We start from the raw sequence: 15,523 nt of genomic DNA on the forward strand, positions 1-15,523 counted from the left end.
TACTTCACCCTCGACGGCAGCGACTACCCCAGCCACGCTGCTCAGGAAGCCGCCATCGCCGGCTACCTCCGCTGGCGCAACCGCCACTGCCACCCTCCTGTTTCTCACTCACGACCGCGTAGCGAGGCACGAGCGCAGCGCCTTCGCGGATCGCGGCCTCCGGCTCCCCGGAGGCGACCACCGCCGCGACGGACGCGGCCGTGGTGGCCTCGTCGGCGTCGACGACGAACACGCGCCCGGGGTGCTCGGCCTGGGCCCCGCGGGCCAGACCCCAGAGCAGCCCCTGCGTGACGTCCACAGTGGACTCGCCGGCGGGGACCGCGTCCTGCGTCACCACGGCCAGCTTCGTGATCCCGAACCGGGCGTCGCCCAGCCAGGCCTGCAGTTCAGCGAGCAGCCACGCGGTGTTCGCGCGGGCCGCCGCTGGGACCTCGCCCTCGGCGCCCGGCACGGTCAGCGTGATCAGGGCCGGCACGGGCTCGCCACGGTCGATCGCCGCGGTGAGATCGGCGAACCCGGCGTAGGTGGCGGCCACTCCGACCCGGCCGCGGCCGATGGCGACGACTTCGGCGTCGACCTGCGGCACGGAGACGGGCTGCCAGGCGATCTTCAGCAGGGAGCCGTCCACCTCGGCGGCCGACGCCGTCAGCTCCCGGCGGACCGGCCGCGAGACCAGCGAGTCGATGGTCGCGACCGGCCGGCCCTCGCTGTCGGCCACCTCGATGGCCGACACCTCGTCGCCGTTCAGCCGCTCGATCCGCACCCGCAGCACCGAGGCGCCGGCGGCGTGCAGCGTGACGCCGTTCCAGACGAACGGCAGCAGCGTCGCGCCGCCCGGGTCGCCGAGGAGGTCGGCGTGCATCGCGATGTCGAGCAACGCCGGGTGCAGGCCGTAGAGGTTCGCCGTCGACGCCGCCGGTTCCGGCAGCGCAACCTCGGCGAAGACCTCGTTGCCCCGCTTCCAGGCGGCCGTGAGCCCCTGGAACGACGGGCCGTAGCCGTACCCGCGCTCCTCGAGCAGGTCGTACGCGCCTTCGACGTCGATGCGGTTCGCGCCGGCCGGCGGCCATTCGGTGAGCCCGGCGGGCTCGGGCCGCGGCGCCGCGGACAGCGTGCCGATCGCGTGCTGGGTCCACTCGTCACCGTCGATCGGGCGGGAGAAGACGGTGACCGGGCGGCGGTCGCCGTCGGCGGGACCGACCACGACCTGGAGCGCGACGGCGCCGTTCGGCGGCAGGACGAGCGGCGCCTGCAGCGTCAGCTCTTCGACCGTCGAGTGGCCGACCTGGTCACCGGCGGCGACGGCGAGCTCGACGAACCCGGTGCCGGGCACCAGGATCGCGCCCTTGACGACGTGGTCGGCGAGCCACGGCACCGAGCCGGCCGACAGCCGGCCGGTGAGCACCGTGGTGTCCGAGCCGGACAGCGGCACGACCGCGCCCAGCATCGGGTGCGGCAGCGGCTGCTGCCCGACCGCCGTCACGTCGCCGGACGGCGTCGCGTCGAGCCAGAAACGCTTGTGCTGGAAGGCGTACGTCGGCAGGTCGAGCCGGATCGGGCCGTCGCCGAGCACGCGGTCCAGCTTCGCGGCACCGCGGCTGTGGAGGCGGCCGAGCGCGGTCAGCGCGGTGCGGACCTCGTCCCGGTCGCGGCGGCCGAAGGGCACGAACGCGGCATCGGGGTCGATCTGCCGGCCGAGCGCGGTCAGCACGCTGTCCGGGCCCAGTTCGAGGAACGTCCGCACGCCGTCGGCGGTCATGGCGGCCACCGCGTCCCCGAAGCGGACGGCTTCGCGGACGTGCGTGACCCAGTACTCCGGCGAGGTCAGGTCCGCCTCCGGCGAGACCGTGGAGAAGATCGGGATGCGCGGCGCGTGGAACGTCAGGCTCGCGGCGACCTCGCGGAACTCGTCGAGCATCGGCGCCATCAGCGGCGAGTGGAACGCGTGACTCACGCGCAGCCGGCGCGTCCGGATGTCGGCGACCGACGCCGCCCGCTCGATGCGGGCCACGACGTCGGCGACCCCCGAGATGACGACCGACGCGGGACCGTTGACCGCGGCGACACTGACCTCGTCCTCGTGCCCGCGGATCAGCTCCCGCGCGGTCTCCTCGGACGTGGCGAGCGAAACCATCGCGCCCCGCGGCTCGCCCAGCGAGCCCATGAGCCGTCCACGGGCCGCGACGAGAGCCGCCGCGTCACGGAGGGAGAGCACCCCGGCGACGTGCGCCGCGGCCAGCTCGCCGATCGAGTGGCCGGCCAGCGCGTCGGGCACGATCCCCCACGACTCGGCGAGCCGGAACTGCGCGACCTCCACGGCGAACAGGGCGGTCTGGGTGTACTGCGTCTGGTCGAGCAGGCCGCGGTCAGCGAGCGCGGTCGTGTCGAGAACGACGTCTCGCAACGGCACGTCGAGCAGCGGGTCGAGCGCGGCGCACACGGCGTCGAACGCGTCCGCGAAGACCGGGTAGGTCTCCGCCAGCGCCGCGCCCATCCCGACCTGCTGCGCGCCTTGCCCGGAGAAGAGGAACGCGAGCTTGCCTTCGGTGACGACGTCGCCGTTCTGCTCGCCGGTGGCCAGCGCGTCCAGGCCTTCGGCCAGCTCGGCCGGGGTCCCGGCGACGACCACCGCGCGGTGCTCCAGCGCCGCCCGGGTCGAGTTGAGCGAGCGCGCCAGCTCGGCGACGGTGACGCCTTCGTGGTCGGCGACGTACTCCCGCAGCCGGGCAGCCTGGCCCCGCACCGCGGCCGGGGTGCGACCGGAGAGCGCGACGGGGACGACGGCGTCAGGCTGCGGCTCGGCCGGCTGCTCGACGATCGCGTCGTCGGGTGCCTGCTCGATGATCACGTGGGCGTTGGTGCCGCTGATGCCGAACGACGAGACGGCGGCCCGGCGCGGGTGGCCGTTGGGCGACCAGTCACGCGACTCGGTGAGCAGCCGGACCGCGCCGGTGTCCCAATCGACCACAGTGGACGGACGGTCGACGTGCAGGGTCTGCGGCAGCTGCTCGTTGCGCAGCGCCATGACCATCTTGATGATGCCGGCGACACCGGCCGCGGCCTGGGTGTGGCCGATGTTGGACTTGATCGAGCCGAGCCACAGGGGCTGGTCCTCGGCGCGGTCCTGGCCGTAGGTGGCGAGCAGGGCCTGCGCCTCGATCGGGTCGCCCAGCGTGGTGCCGGTGCCGTGGCCTTCGACGGCGTCCACTTCGGACGGCTTCAAGCCGGCGTCGACCAGTGCCTTCGCGATCACGCGCTGCTGCGAGGGACCGTTCGGGGCGGTGAGGCCGTTGGACGCGCCGTCGTGGTTGACCGCGGAGCCCTTGAGCAGCGCGAGCACCGGGTGGCCGTTGCGCTTGGCGTCCGAGAGCCGCTCGACGAGCAGCATGCCCGCGCCCTCGCCCCAGCCGGTGCCGTCGGCCGCGTCGGCGAACGAGCGGCAGCGGCCGTCGGCGGAGAGGCCGCGCTGGCGGCTGAAGTCGACGAACGTGTCCGGAGTGGACATCACGGTGACGCCACCGGCGAGGGCGAGCGAGCATTCGCCGCGGCGCAGCGCCTGGGCCGCCCAGTGCAGGGCGACCAGCGAGGACGAACAGGCCGTGTCGACCGTGACCGTCGGCCCTTCCAGGCCGAGCGCGTAGGACACGCGGCCGGAGACGACGCTGGCGAGGCTGCCGTTGCCGAGGTAGCCCGCGATGTCGTCGGAAACCGTGCCGAGGCGGGTGCCCCAGTCGTGGTACATGACGCCGGCGAACACACCGGTCGCGCTGCCGCGCAACGAAACCGGGTCGATGCCGGCCCGCTCGAACGCTTCCCAGGACACTTCCAGCAGCAGCCGCTGCTGCGGGTCCATCGCGGCCGCCTCGCGCGGGCTGATCTCGAAGAAGTCGGCGTCGAACTCGGCGGCGTCGTGCAGGAACGCGCCGTGCTTGACGTAGCTGTGGCCGGGCTTGCCGGGCTCGGGGTCGTAGAGCGCGTCGACGTTCCAGCCGCGGTCGGCCGGGAACGGCGTGAGCGCCTCTTCGCCGCCCGCGACGAGCCGCCACAGGTCCTCCGGCGTCGCGACGCCACCGGGGTAGCGACAGGCGATGCCGACGATGGCGATCGGCTCCTCCGGGTCGGCCGTGGTCACCGGCGCGACCGGGGTCGTGGGCGCCAGGCCGGCGATGCGCGTGACGAGGTACTCGGCCAGCGCCCGCGGGGTCGGGTGGTCGAACACCAGCGTCGCGGGCAGCCGCAGGCCGGTGACGGAGTCGAGCACGTTGCGCAGCTCCACCGCGGCGAGGGAGTCGAAGCCGATCTCGCCGAACGGGCGGGACGAGCTGATCGCCGACGGGCCGTCGTGGCCGAGCACGGCCGCGACGTGGGTACGCACCAGGTCGAGCACCGCGCGGTCGCGGTCGGCCTCGGACAGCGAGACGAACCGCTCGGCGAACTGCCGCTCCGGCGTCAGCTCCCCGGCGGCCGCGGCAGCGACGCGACGGCGTCCGGCCGGAGCCAGGCCACGCAGCAGGGCCGGGACGTCCTCGCGGGCGCTCAGCGCGGCGCGGTCGACGCGGGTCGGCACGACGGTGGCGGTCCCCGAGGCGATCGCGACGTCCAGCGCGGCCAGGCTTTCGGACGCGGTCAGCGGGGCGAGGCCCAGCCGGCCGATCCGGCCCAGGTCCTTTTCGGACAGTCCGGCGCTCATGCCGAGCGCGGCGCCGTCGTCGGTCCAGAGACCCCAGGCGAGCGACGTCGCGGGGAGGCCCTGCTCACGCCGGTGCTCGGCGAGCGCGTCGAGGAAGGTGTTGCCCGCGGCGTAGTTGGCCTGGCCCGCGCCGTCGACCAGGCCGGCCGAGGACGAGAACAGGACGAACGCGGCCAGGTCCGAAGTCAGCTCGTGCAGCGCCCACGCGGCGTCGACCTTGGGGCCGAGGACGGTGTCGAGGCGATCGTCGGTGAGCGAGCCGATCATCGCGTCGTCGAGCACACCGGCGGTGTGGACGACGGCCGTCAGCGGCTGCTCGATCTTCTTCAGCGCGGCCGACAGCGACCGCTTCTTCGTGACGTCACAGGCGATGACCTGCACCGTTGCGTTTTCCGCCAGCTCGGCGACCAGTTCGGCCGCGCCCGGGGCGTCGCTTCCGCGACGGCTGAGCAGCACCAGGTGCCGGGCGCCGTGCGTGGTGACGAGGTGCCGCGCGACCTGCGCGCCGAGGCCACCGGTGCCGCCGGTGATCAGCACGGTGCCGTCGGGCTGCCAGGCCGGCGCGTCGGTGTGCAGGCGGACGAGCCGCGGGGCCCGGACCTGGTCGCCGTCGATCCGCAGCTCCGGCTCGCCGGACGCGAGCGCGGTGACCAGGGTCTTCGGGGTGGTCTCGCCCTCGATCAGGACGATCCGGCCCGGGTGCTCGGCCTGCGCCGAGCGCACCAGCCCGCGCACGACGGAGCCGGCGAGCGAGCCGGGAGTCCGGATCACGAGCTTGGCCGAGGCGAAACGCTCGTCGGCGACGAACTCCTGGAGGACGGCGAGCACGCGGTGGGCGGCCTGCTTGGCCGCCGCCGGGATGCTCCGGCCCTTCGCCGCGACCGGCACGACGATCGTGTCCGGCACCTCGGTCAGCTTGGCCAGGTCAGTGACTGTGGTGACTTCGGTGACCGCGAAGTCCCCTTCGGCGGTCGCGACCGGCGTCCACTCGACGGTGTGCAGCAGGTCCTGGGTCCGCGGGCCCAGGTCGGCGCCGCTGACCGGGCGGGAGCGGAACGACTCCACCGACAGCACCGGCGTCCCCGCCGGGTCGGTGACTTCCAGCGAGACACCGCCGGTGGCGGGCGACGTGATCCGCACCCGCACCTCGGCCGCGCCGGAGGCGTGCAGCCGCACGCCGGTCCACGCGAACGGGAGGCGGATCTCGTCGGCTTCCCGGGCCTCGCCCGGGGCGAAGTCGGTGGCGTGCAGGACGGCGTCGAGCAGCGCGGGGTGGATGCCGAACGAGTCGTCGCGGCTGGGCAGGGCGACGTCGGCGAAGACGACGTCATCGCGCTTCCACGCGGTGCGCAGGCCGCGGAACAGCGGGCCGTAGCCGTAGCCCTGCGCCGCCAGCTCTTCGTACAGCTCGCTGGTGGCGACGACCTCGGCGCCGGACGGCGGCCACTCGGTCATCGGCACGGGCTCGGCGGCCGGCGCCTCGGCCAGCACACCGACGGCGTGGCGGGTCCAGGCGACGTCCTGCTCGGTGCGCGAGTAGAACTCGATGGTGCGGCGGCCGTCCTCGACCGGGCCGACCACGGCTTGCACCTCGACGCCGCGGCCGTCCGGGACGGCAAGCGGTGCCTGCAGGGTCAGCTCGTCGACGACGTCGCAGCCCGCGCGCTCGGCGGCGTGCAGGGCCATCTCGACGAACGCGGTGCCGGGCAGCAGGGCCGTGCCGGCGATGGTGTGATCGGCGAGCCACGGGTGGGACCGCAGGCCGATCCGGCCGGTCAGGACCAGGCCGTCGTGGTCGGCCAGGCCGATCTCGGCGGCCAGCAGCGGGTGGCCGGAAGCGAGCTGACCGAAGCCGGCCGCGTCGCCGCGGCCCGGCGCGGTGAGCCAGAAGTGCTTGCGCTGGAAGGCGTACGTCGGCAGGTCGACGGCGTTGGCCGGGCCGAAGAACGCGGTCCAGTCGACCGGGACGCCCCGGGTGTGCAGCCGGCCGAGCGCGCCGGCGAGCGCCGGGACCTCGGCGTGGCCGCGGCGCTGGGCGGCGGCGAAGGCGATGTCGCGGCCGTGCGGGCCGGCGAAGGCCATGGCCGAGAGGACGGCGTCCGGGCCGACCTCGATCGCGGTGGTGACGCCGGCCGCGGCGAGCGCGGCGACGCCGTCGGCGAACCGGACCGCCCGCCGCACGTGGTAGAGCCAGTAGCCGGGCGAGCACAGCTCCTCGGCGGTGGCCAGGCGACCGGTGACGTTCGAAACGATCGGGATCGACGGCGCCGCGAAGTCGACGACCTCCAGGACCTCCCGGAACTCGGCGAGCATCGGCTCCATCAGCGGCGAGTGGAACGCGTGCGAGACGCGCAGCTCGCTGGTCTTGCGGCCCTGCAGCCGGAACACCTCGGCGACGGCCTCGACCTCGCCGCGCTCGCCGGAGACCACGACCGACGTGGGGCCGTTGATCGCGGCGATGCTGACGCCGTCGGTGAGCAGCGGACCGACCTCGTCCTCGGTCGCGGCGATCGCGACCATCGAACCACCCTCGGGCAGCGCCTGCATGAGACGGCCGCGCGCGGCGACGACCAGGCAGGCGTCCTCCAGCGACCAGACGCCGGCGATGTGCGCGGCGGCCAACTCGCCGATCGAGTGGCCGAGCAGGACGGCTGGCTTCACGCCCCACGACTCGAGCAGCCGCGCCAGCGCGACCTCGATCGCGAACAGCGTGCACTGCGCGTACTGGGTGCCGTTCAGCTCCTCGGCGTCGTCGCCGAAGAGGACGTCGCGCAGCGGGCGGTCCATCTGCACGTCGAGGTGGTCGATGGCCTCGTCGAAGACCTCGGCGAAGACCGGGTGGGCCAGGTACAGCTCCTTGCCCATGGCGAGCCGCTGCGAGCCCTGGCCGGTGAACAGCATCGCGAGCTTGCCCGGCGTGCGTTCGCCGGTGACGACGGCCGCGTCCTGCTCTCCCGCGGCGAGCGCGCGCAGGCCGCGGACGGCGTCCTCGGTGCTCTCGGCGACGACCACGGCACGGTGGTCGTGCGCGGCCCGCGTCCCGGCGAGGGAGAAGCCGACCTCGGTGAGGTCCGCAGCCTCCACTGTGGACACGAGCTTCCCCGCCTGCGCCCGCAGGGCTTCCTCACTGCGGGCCGAGACGACGAGCGGCACGACCGGCAGCGACTGGGTGTCGGCGGTGTCGTCGGCGGTCTCGGGAGCCTGCTCGATGATGACGTGCGCGTTGGTGCCGCTGACGCCGAACGACGAGACACCCGCACGGCGCGGACGCTCGACCGCGGGCCACTCGCGGGCCTCGGTCAGCAGCTCGACCTCGCCGGCGGTCCAGTCGACGTGCGGGGTCGGCGCGTCGACGTGCAGGGTCTTCGGCAGCCGGCCGCGGCGGATCGCCTCGACCATCTTGATCACGCCGGCGACACCGGCCGCGGCCTGGGTGTGGCCGATGTTGGACTTGATCGAGCCGAGCAGCAGCGGCGTCTCGCGGCTTTGCCCGTAGGTGGCGAGCAGCGCTTGCGCCTCGATCGGGTCGCCGAGCCGCGTGCCGGTGCCGTGTGCCTCGACGGCGTCCACTTCGGACGCTTCGAGCCGGGCGTCGGCGAGCGCGCGGTGGATCACGCGCTGCTGCGACGGGCCGTTGGGGGCGGTGAGGCCGTTGGAGGCGCCGTCGGAGTTGATGGCGGTGCCGCGGACGATCGCGAGCACGGTGTGCCCGTTCGCGACGGCGTCGGACAGCCGTTCCAGGACCAGGACACCGACGCCTTCGGCGAACCCGGTGCCGTCGGCGGCCGCGGCGAAGGCCTTGCAGCGGCCGTCTTCGGCGAGGCCGCGCTGGCGGCTGAAGGCGGTGAACGTGCCGGGTCCGCCCATGACGGCGACGCCGCCGGCGAGGGCAAGGGGGGTTTCGCCGCGGCGCAGGGATTGCACGGCGAGGTGCAGCGCGACGAGCGAGCCGGAGCACGCGGTGTCCACGGTCAGCGTCGGGCCTTCGAGGCCGAGCGCGTAGGCGACGCGGCCGGAGACGACGCTGGGCGCGTTGCCGGTGAGCAGGTAGCCGTCGAGACCGTCGGGGGCCTCGTGCAGGCGCGGGCCGTACTCCTGAGCCTCGGCGCCGATGAAAACGCCGGCGGGCGTCCCGCGCAGCGTCGTCGGGTCGATCTTGGCGCGTTCCAGGGCTTCCCAAGCCGTCTCGAGGACGAGCCGCTGCTGCGGGTCCATCGCGGACGCCTCGCGCGGGGCGATGCCGAAGAAGCCCGCGTCGAACTCGCCGGCGTCGGACAGGAAGCCGCCGGAGGTGACGTAGCTGCTGCCCGGGCGGTCCGGGTCCGGGTCGTAGAGGCCGTCGAGGTCCCAGCCGCGGTCGGTCGGGAACCCGGTGATGGTGTGGACTTCTTCGGCGACGAGCCGCCACAGCTCCTCGGGCGAGGCGGCCCCGCCCGGGTAGCGGCAGCCGATGCCGACGATCGCGACGGGCTCGTCCTTGTCGCTCGTGGCCGGGAGTCCACTGTGGACGACCTCGGCGCCGAACACCGCCGCGTGCAGGAAGCGCGCGACGGCGACCGGCGTCGGGTGGTCGAAGGCCAGGGTGACCGGCAGCTCCAGCCCGGTGGCCTCGGTGAGCCGCGCGTGCAGCTCCACCGCGGCCAGCGAGTCGAACCCGTGGTCGGAGAACGCCTTTTCCGGGTCGAGGACCGCCGGGACGTCCGGGCGGGCCGCCAGGAGCGCGGCCCGCGTGGCGTCGTGGACGACGTCGGCCAGGAATGCCGCGCGGTCACCGGAGGGCAGTTCGGTCAGCCGCTCCGCGAACCCGGACGCCCGATTCGATTCGGTCTCAAACTCACGCATTCCGCACTCCACCGCTGTAGCAAGCCAGCACTCATGGTCGTCTTTTTCGATCGTAGGTCGGCGCGCAGCGCGGCCGGATCCCCTGAAAAGCGTTCTAGGGGCGGGAAGTCACCAGGCGATGCGCAACAGCGAAGGCCCGCGCACGATCACGCCGTACTCCCACTTCACGCCCTCGCGCCCGTCCGCCAGCCTCAAGTCCGGGAACCGCGCGAGAATCGCCTTCATCGCTTCCTGCAGCTCCAGCCGGGCCAGCTGCGCACCGATGCAGTGGTGCGGGCCGTGCCCGAACGCCACGTGCGGGTTCGGCTTGCGGGTCAGGTCGATGCGGTCCGGGTCGGCGAACACCTCCGGGTCGCGGTTGGCCGCGTGCAGCGCCGGCAGCACCGGGTCGCCCGCGCGCACGACGACGTCGCCGAAGCGGATGTCCTCGGTGGCGTAGCGGGCGAACATCGCCGCGGTGTTGATCGGCACGTACCGCAGCAGCTCTTCGATCGCCGTCGGCATCAGGTCCGGGTCCGCCCGCAGCTGTTCCAGCAGCTCGGGCTGCGTCAGCAACGTGAAGATGAAGCTGGGCAGCGCCGTCGACACCGTCTCGACGCCACCGGTCAGCAAGCCCGCGCCGGCGATCGAGATCAGCTCGTTCTCGGTCAGCTTGTCGCCGGCGTCGCGGGCGTATACCAAGGCGCCGAGCAGGTCGTCGGTCGGCTCCTCGCGGCGCTGGGCCACCAGCCCCGCGACGTAGTTGTCGAGCTGGTCGCCGTAGACGTCGAGCACGTCGCCCTTCGCCGTCGCGTCGCTGACCAGCGCCTGGGTCCACTCGCGGAAGATCTTGTGGTCCTCCTGCGGCACGCCGAGCAGGTCGCAGATCACCGTGACCGGCAGCGGCCGGGCCAGCTCTTCGACGAGGTCCGCGCTGTCGCCCTGGGCCTGCATGTCGTCGAGCAGGCGGTTCACCAGCTCCTGCACGCCCTCGCGCATCTGCTCGAGCCGGCGCGCGGTGAACGCCTTGCCCACCAGGCGGCGCAGCCGGGAGTGGTCCGGCGGGTCCATCCCCATGATGCCGTCGCCCATCTGCTGGCGGCGCATCCGCGGCTGGTCGAGGCCCTGCGCGAGCTCCCGGCTGAACCGCGGGTCGGTCGTCACCAGCTTGACGTCGGCGTACTTCGTCGCCAGCCAGGCCGGTTCGCCGAAGGGCATCTGCACCCGGCTCATCGGCTCTTCGCGCTGCAGGACGTGGTACTGCTCGGAAACGGAGATCTCGTGCATGTCGAACGGATACGCACGGACTGTCCGGCGTGAACTCGTCACGACTCGCCCCCAATCGCTCTCATCGGTTGTTCCAGCGCCTCGGCGTCGTAGGCGTTCTGGACGTGGGAAAGCGCCGACATCAGCGTCGACGAGGTGATCCGGTCCGCGTGGCGGCTCTCCACCACGCGGTGCAGCGGCAGCGACCCGAGCTCCGCCCAGCCGAGCCGGCCCGCCGGGTCGAGGTAGCTGCGCGCCTGCCCGGCGTTGTCCGGGTGCAGGCAGTACGGGACGTCGAGCAGGCCGCGCTTGAACGCGACCACGATCGCGCGGCCGAGGTCGGCGTGGCTGTTCAGCACGGCGTCGACCAGCGCATACGCCTCGCGGTAGACCTGGTTGTCGTCGTCCACCACGGCCTTCCCGGTGACCGACCGCGCCGAAGCACCGGCGTGTTCCAGGGCCGCGACGTTCTCCGCCACGGTCGGGATCCGGTGCGCCTCGGCGGTGGTCTTGACGATCAGCCGCTCCGACCCGGTGCTCACGGCCAGCTCGGCCGCCGTCCCGAGCAGGCCCCGCGCGCCCTCCGACGTCCGCGGGAACAGGCCCATGTAGGCGTAGATCACGACGTGCCAGGTGGCCTCGGGCAGCAACGCGGCGCACAGCCGGCGCAGCGCGGAGACCGCCTCCTGGTCCTGCGTCATGTTCGTCTGCTGCGCGTAGCTCACCGAAATGCTGCGCACGCCCCTGCGGTAGAAGAACAACGCCTCCAGCACGGACAGCGCCACCAGCTCGCTCGGCGGGCACAGCTGGCCCATCATGCAGCCGCCGAACGTCTCCAGGTGCGGCCGGCCGGCCGGGTGCTCGGCGTCCAGCAGCAGGTCGCAGCAGTGCGCCCAGTTGCGCACGGACTCGTCGAGCGGCGTCCGGCTGTAGGGCAGGCAGTAGGACACCGGGCCGCCCTCGGTGGCGTGCAGGCCGGCGGCGATCATGGCGCGGAAGATGTCCGCGGGCCGCGCCGAACCGTGGCGCACCTGCACCGGGAAGTCCGGGCCTTCGAGGCCGTCGAGCATCCCGCGGGTGACTTCGGGCGGGTGGTTGACGATCGGGTAGCCGTTGAGGGCGATCCCGTTGCGCAGCGCGTGCGCCACGGAAGCGGTGTCGCAGACGCGGGTGTAGCTGTCGAGCGTGACCGTGCCAACGGTCGCCGCGGCCGCTGCTTTGGTCGCGGCCAGCCCGGCGCGCATGACGGCGGGGTCGGCGAAACCCATGCGGGGCTGCACAACCAGCTCGCCCGCAGCATGGCAGCGCGCGACGAACTCTTCGAAGCTCATGCCGCCTCCGCGGGAGGAAGTACGTCGGCGGTGCTCACGCCTCCACCTGAGTCGCACCGGCCGAGAGCGTCGCGGCGAACCGCCGGAACGAGGCCGCACCCTGCTGGTCGTCGAAGACCGCGTCGAACCCGGCGAGCAGCAGCTGCGCGGTCTCCTCCGCGGTCAGCGGCCCGCCGACGCCGAGCTTGCCGCCGATCACCACCGGCATCGCGCGCAGTTCGGGGAAGGCGCGCACTCGCTGGATCACGCGGAGGCCGTCCTGGTGGCCGTGGCCGTTGACGCTGCTCAGCACGAGCATCGACGGGCGGCGGCTCAGGCACTCCGACTCCAGCAGCTCGTCGGGCACGCACGCGCCGAGGTTCACCACGTCGAAGCCGAGTTCGCTGACGAGCAGCTCCAGGTAGACCAGGTTCCAGGTGTGCGAGTCCGAGGCCATGCTGCTGACGATCACCGTCCGTCTGGACGGCTCGGTGACGACCCCGGCGCCGTACGCGCGCAGTTCTTCCGTCATGGCGAAACCTCGTAGACGCGCTGGTAGTCCAACCGGGACACCGAGACGACGTCGTCGCCGCGCACGACGACTTCCGTCGGTGCGGGGCGGCCGAGGAAGCTGATCAGGCTCGCGGTGACGCCGTAGGCGCCGACGTTGGGCACGGTGACGACGTCGCCGGGAGCCAGCTCGGGCAGCTTCGCCGCCTTGGCGAGCGAGTCACCGGGAGTACACAGTGGACCGACGAGGCTGCCTGTCTCGTCGCCGGCTTCCTCGATCCCGACGGCCGCGGGCAGCAGCCGCCCGATCCCGGACAGCCCGCCGACGACATTGATCCCGGCGTCGAGGACGACGAACCGGCTGCCGCGGCTGTCCTTGACGTTCACCACGCCGGCCAGCAGCGAACCGCAGCTGCCGGACAGGTAGCGGCCCGACTCGCAAGCCAGCTCGATCCCGCCGTCGCGCCACTCGGGCAGGTGCAGGTCGAGCAACGTCTCGAGGCCCGCGCGCAGCTTCGGGTAATCGGTGCGCGGGCCGGGCACCGCGTACGGCGAGGAGAACCCGCCGCCGATGTCCAGGACTTCCAGGGGCAGCCCGACCTCGTCGCGCAGCCGCGCGGCCGAGGTGAGCACGAACTCGTACTCGCCGAGCAGGGCGTCCTCGTCCTGGGCGTTGCTCATGGTGAAGAAGTGCGCGCCGACGACGCGCGCACCGGGCACCGCCTTCAGGGCGGGCATGATCTCGGGCAACGTCTCGGCGTCGATGCCGAACTGCGACGGGCGGCCCATCATCCGGATGCCGGTGCCGCCGCTGCTCGCGGTGGTGTTCACGCGCAGCAGCGCGGACGCGGTGACGCCGTGCTTCTCCGCGGCGGCCCCGACGTGCTGCAGGTCGGTCGGCGACTCGACGGAGAACAGCCGGACGCCGGACGCGATCGCGTGCTCCAGCTCGGCGTCCGTCTTGCCGGGTCCGGTGTAGAGGATCCCGGCCGGGTCGAACCCCGCCTGCAGCGCGTTGGCCAGCTCGCCCGTGGAGCTGATCTCCGCGCGGCAACCGCCGCGGCGCAGCTCGCGGGCGATTTCGGGGTGGGGGTTGGACTTCAGCGCGTAGAACAGCTGGAAGCCTTCGGGAAGCAGGCCGAACAGCTGGTCACGTGACTCGGCGACGACGTCGAGGTCGTAGACGTAGGTGGGCGTGCCGTATTCGGCGGCGATGTCGCGGCTCATTTGCGGGCGCCTTCCACGAGCAGGGCGAGTTCCTTCGTGGCGTTCTTGCCGTGCGCCGTGAGCGGGAACTCCTCGACGACGTGACACAGCGACGGGACCTTCTGCGGCTCCAGCCGTTTGGCCAGCTCGCGCAGCACCGTCGTCGGCGGCAGATCGGTCTCGACGCAGATGGCGAGGTCCCGCGCGTCGCTCGGCGGGATCGCGCCCGCCGCGCGGACGCCGGGGATGTCCATCGCCGCGGCCTCGATTTCCAAAGTGGACATCCGGATGCCCTTGCGCTTGAACATGTCGTCGCGGCGGCCCTCGAAGTAGAGGTAGCCGTCGGCGTCGAGGCGGCCGTAGTCGCCGGTGTGCAGGCGCAGCTCGCCGGTCGTCTCGTCGCGGCGGAAGGCGCGGGCGGAGATCTCCGGCGCCCGCCAGTAGCCGGGCATCACGTGCGGTCCGGCGGCGACGATCTCGCCGATGTCCCCGGCCGGCAGCTCGGTCCCGTCGGCGGCGAGGATCAGCACGGACGTGCCCGGCAGCGGCAGCCCGGACGAACCGGGGCGCTCGGTGTCCTCGTCCGGGGGCATGATCGTGATCCGCTTGCACTCGGTCTGCCCGAACTGGCGGACGACTTTGGCTTGGGGGAACGCTTCGCGCAGCTGCGCGATGGTGGCGTCGGGCAGAGCGGCGCCGGTGTTGGTGAACAGCCGCACCGGCGCGGCCGGCTCGGTGTCGCGCGCGGCGAGCGTGGCGATCATGGTGGCGAGCGACGGGACGATCGGCACGACGGTGGCGCCGACCTCACGCATCCGCTGCAGCAGCCGCAGGTCCGACTCGGCGTCGGCGAGGACGATCTCGCTGCGGCCGACCGTCGACATCAGCACCTTGTAGAGGCCGTAGTCCCAGGACATCGGGAACCGGCAGAACACGACGTCGTCGCGGCGGTAGCCGAGGACTTCCTGGATCGCGCGGGTGGCGAAGGTGACCTGGCGGTGCGGGCCGATCACGCCCTTCGGCGCGGCGGTGCTGCCGGAGGTGTAGACGAGGACGGCGATGTCGTCTTCGCTCACCTCGACGGCTGCTGTCTTTTCGCCCAAGGCATTTTCGACTTCGGTCCAAAAGGGACCGAACTCCTCGGGGGTGAGCACGAGGACGGGTTCGGCGTTGGCCACGACGGAGTCGAAGTGGAACCGTTTCATCGCCGGGTTGATCGGCACGAATACCGCCCCGCGGCGCGAAGTGCCGTAGAAGAGGGCGACGAGCGCCCGATCGGTGGGCAGCTGCACGACGACGCGGTCGGCGTGCCCGACCCCGCGGCGCGCGAGCACCACGGCGACGGCGTGGCTCCACGCGTCGAGCTCCGCGTAGGTCCACGCACCGGCGCGGTCGCGGACCGCCGACGCCCCGGCCGCGTCGGCCACCGCGGCGTCGAGCAGAGAATGGACCAAGGAATCGTTCACGACTGCCACTCCGTATGGACTCGAAGGATCACCGTGCCGGCGTGGAAGACACACCTGGAGACCTTCGAAAAGCTAGCCGTGCCGACCTGCGGATCCCCACCCCTAACGGCCCCTAAGCCCGCCTCACCGGGGGGTCCGGGCGCGCCAAAGCGGTCGTGAGTGGGAAACAGGGTTTGTATACCAGTTTGCCAGCAACCACGCGCCCGCGCGGCACGGCAGCCCCCGCGGGGGGGGGGCGCGAGGGCGGCGGCGGG

Annotated in this window: 6 protein-coding genes; all 6 read right to left on the reverse strand. The window is 72.9% G+C overall.

The window, feature by feature from the left end:
* Positions 1 to 4: 4 nt before the first annotated feature.
* Positions 5 to 9,532, reverse strand: a complete 9,528-nt coding sequence (locus tag AB0M59_RS52675; protein WP_364631743.1) for an SDR family NAD(P)-dependent oxidoreductase — start codon at positions 9,530 to 9,532, stop codon at positions 5 to 7.
* A 108-nt stretch (positions 9,533 to 9,640) separates the two neighbouring features.
* On the reverse strand, positions 9,641 to 10,798 hold the full coding sequence (locus tag AB0M59_RS52680; protein WP_364631745.1) for a cytochrome P450: 1,158 nt from the start codon (positions 10,796 to 10,798) through the stop codon (positions 9,641 to 9,643).
* A gap of 38 nt (positions 10,799 to 10,836) precedes the next feature.
* The gene (locus AB0M59_RS52685) at positions 10,837 to 12,108 is read right to left on the reverse strand and encodes a methylaspartate mutase (protein WP_364631748.1); all 1,272 of its coding nucleotides are present in this window, start codon (positions 12,106 to 12,108) and stop codon (positions 10,837 to 10,839) included.
* Positions 12,109 to 12,142: 34 nt separating this feature from the next.
* On the reverse strand, positions 12,143 to 12,619 hold the full coding sequence (locus AB0M59_RS52690; protein WP_364631751.1) for a cobalamin-dependent protein: 477 nt from the start codon (positions 12,617 to 12,619) through the stop codon (positions 12,143 to 12,145).
* Positions 12,616 to 13,824 (reverse strand): type III PLP-dependent enzyme, encoded by a 1,209-nt coding sequence (locus AB0M59_RS52695; protein WP_364631754.1) that lies wholly within the window; start codon positions 13,822 to 13,824, stop codon positions 12,616 to 12,618. Before AB0M59_RS52695 ends, AB0M59_RS52690 begins: the two co-directional genes overlap by 4 nt.
* On the reverse strand, positions 13,821 to 15,269 hold the full coding sequence (locus AB0M59_RS52700) for an AMP-binding protein (RefSeq protein WP_364631757.1): 1,449 nt from the start codon (positions 15,267 to 15,269) through the stop codon (positions 13,821 to 13,823). The genes AB0M59_RS52695 and AB0M59_RS52700 overlap by 4 nt, the downstream gene beginning before the upstream one ends.
* Positions 15,270 to 15,523: the final 254 nt, after the last annotated feature.

Source organism: Amycolatopsis sp. NPDC051371 (assembly GCF_040682155.1).
GTDB lineage: Bacteria > Actinomycetota > Actinomycetes > Mycobacteriales > Pseudonocardiaceae > Amycolatopsis.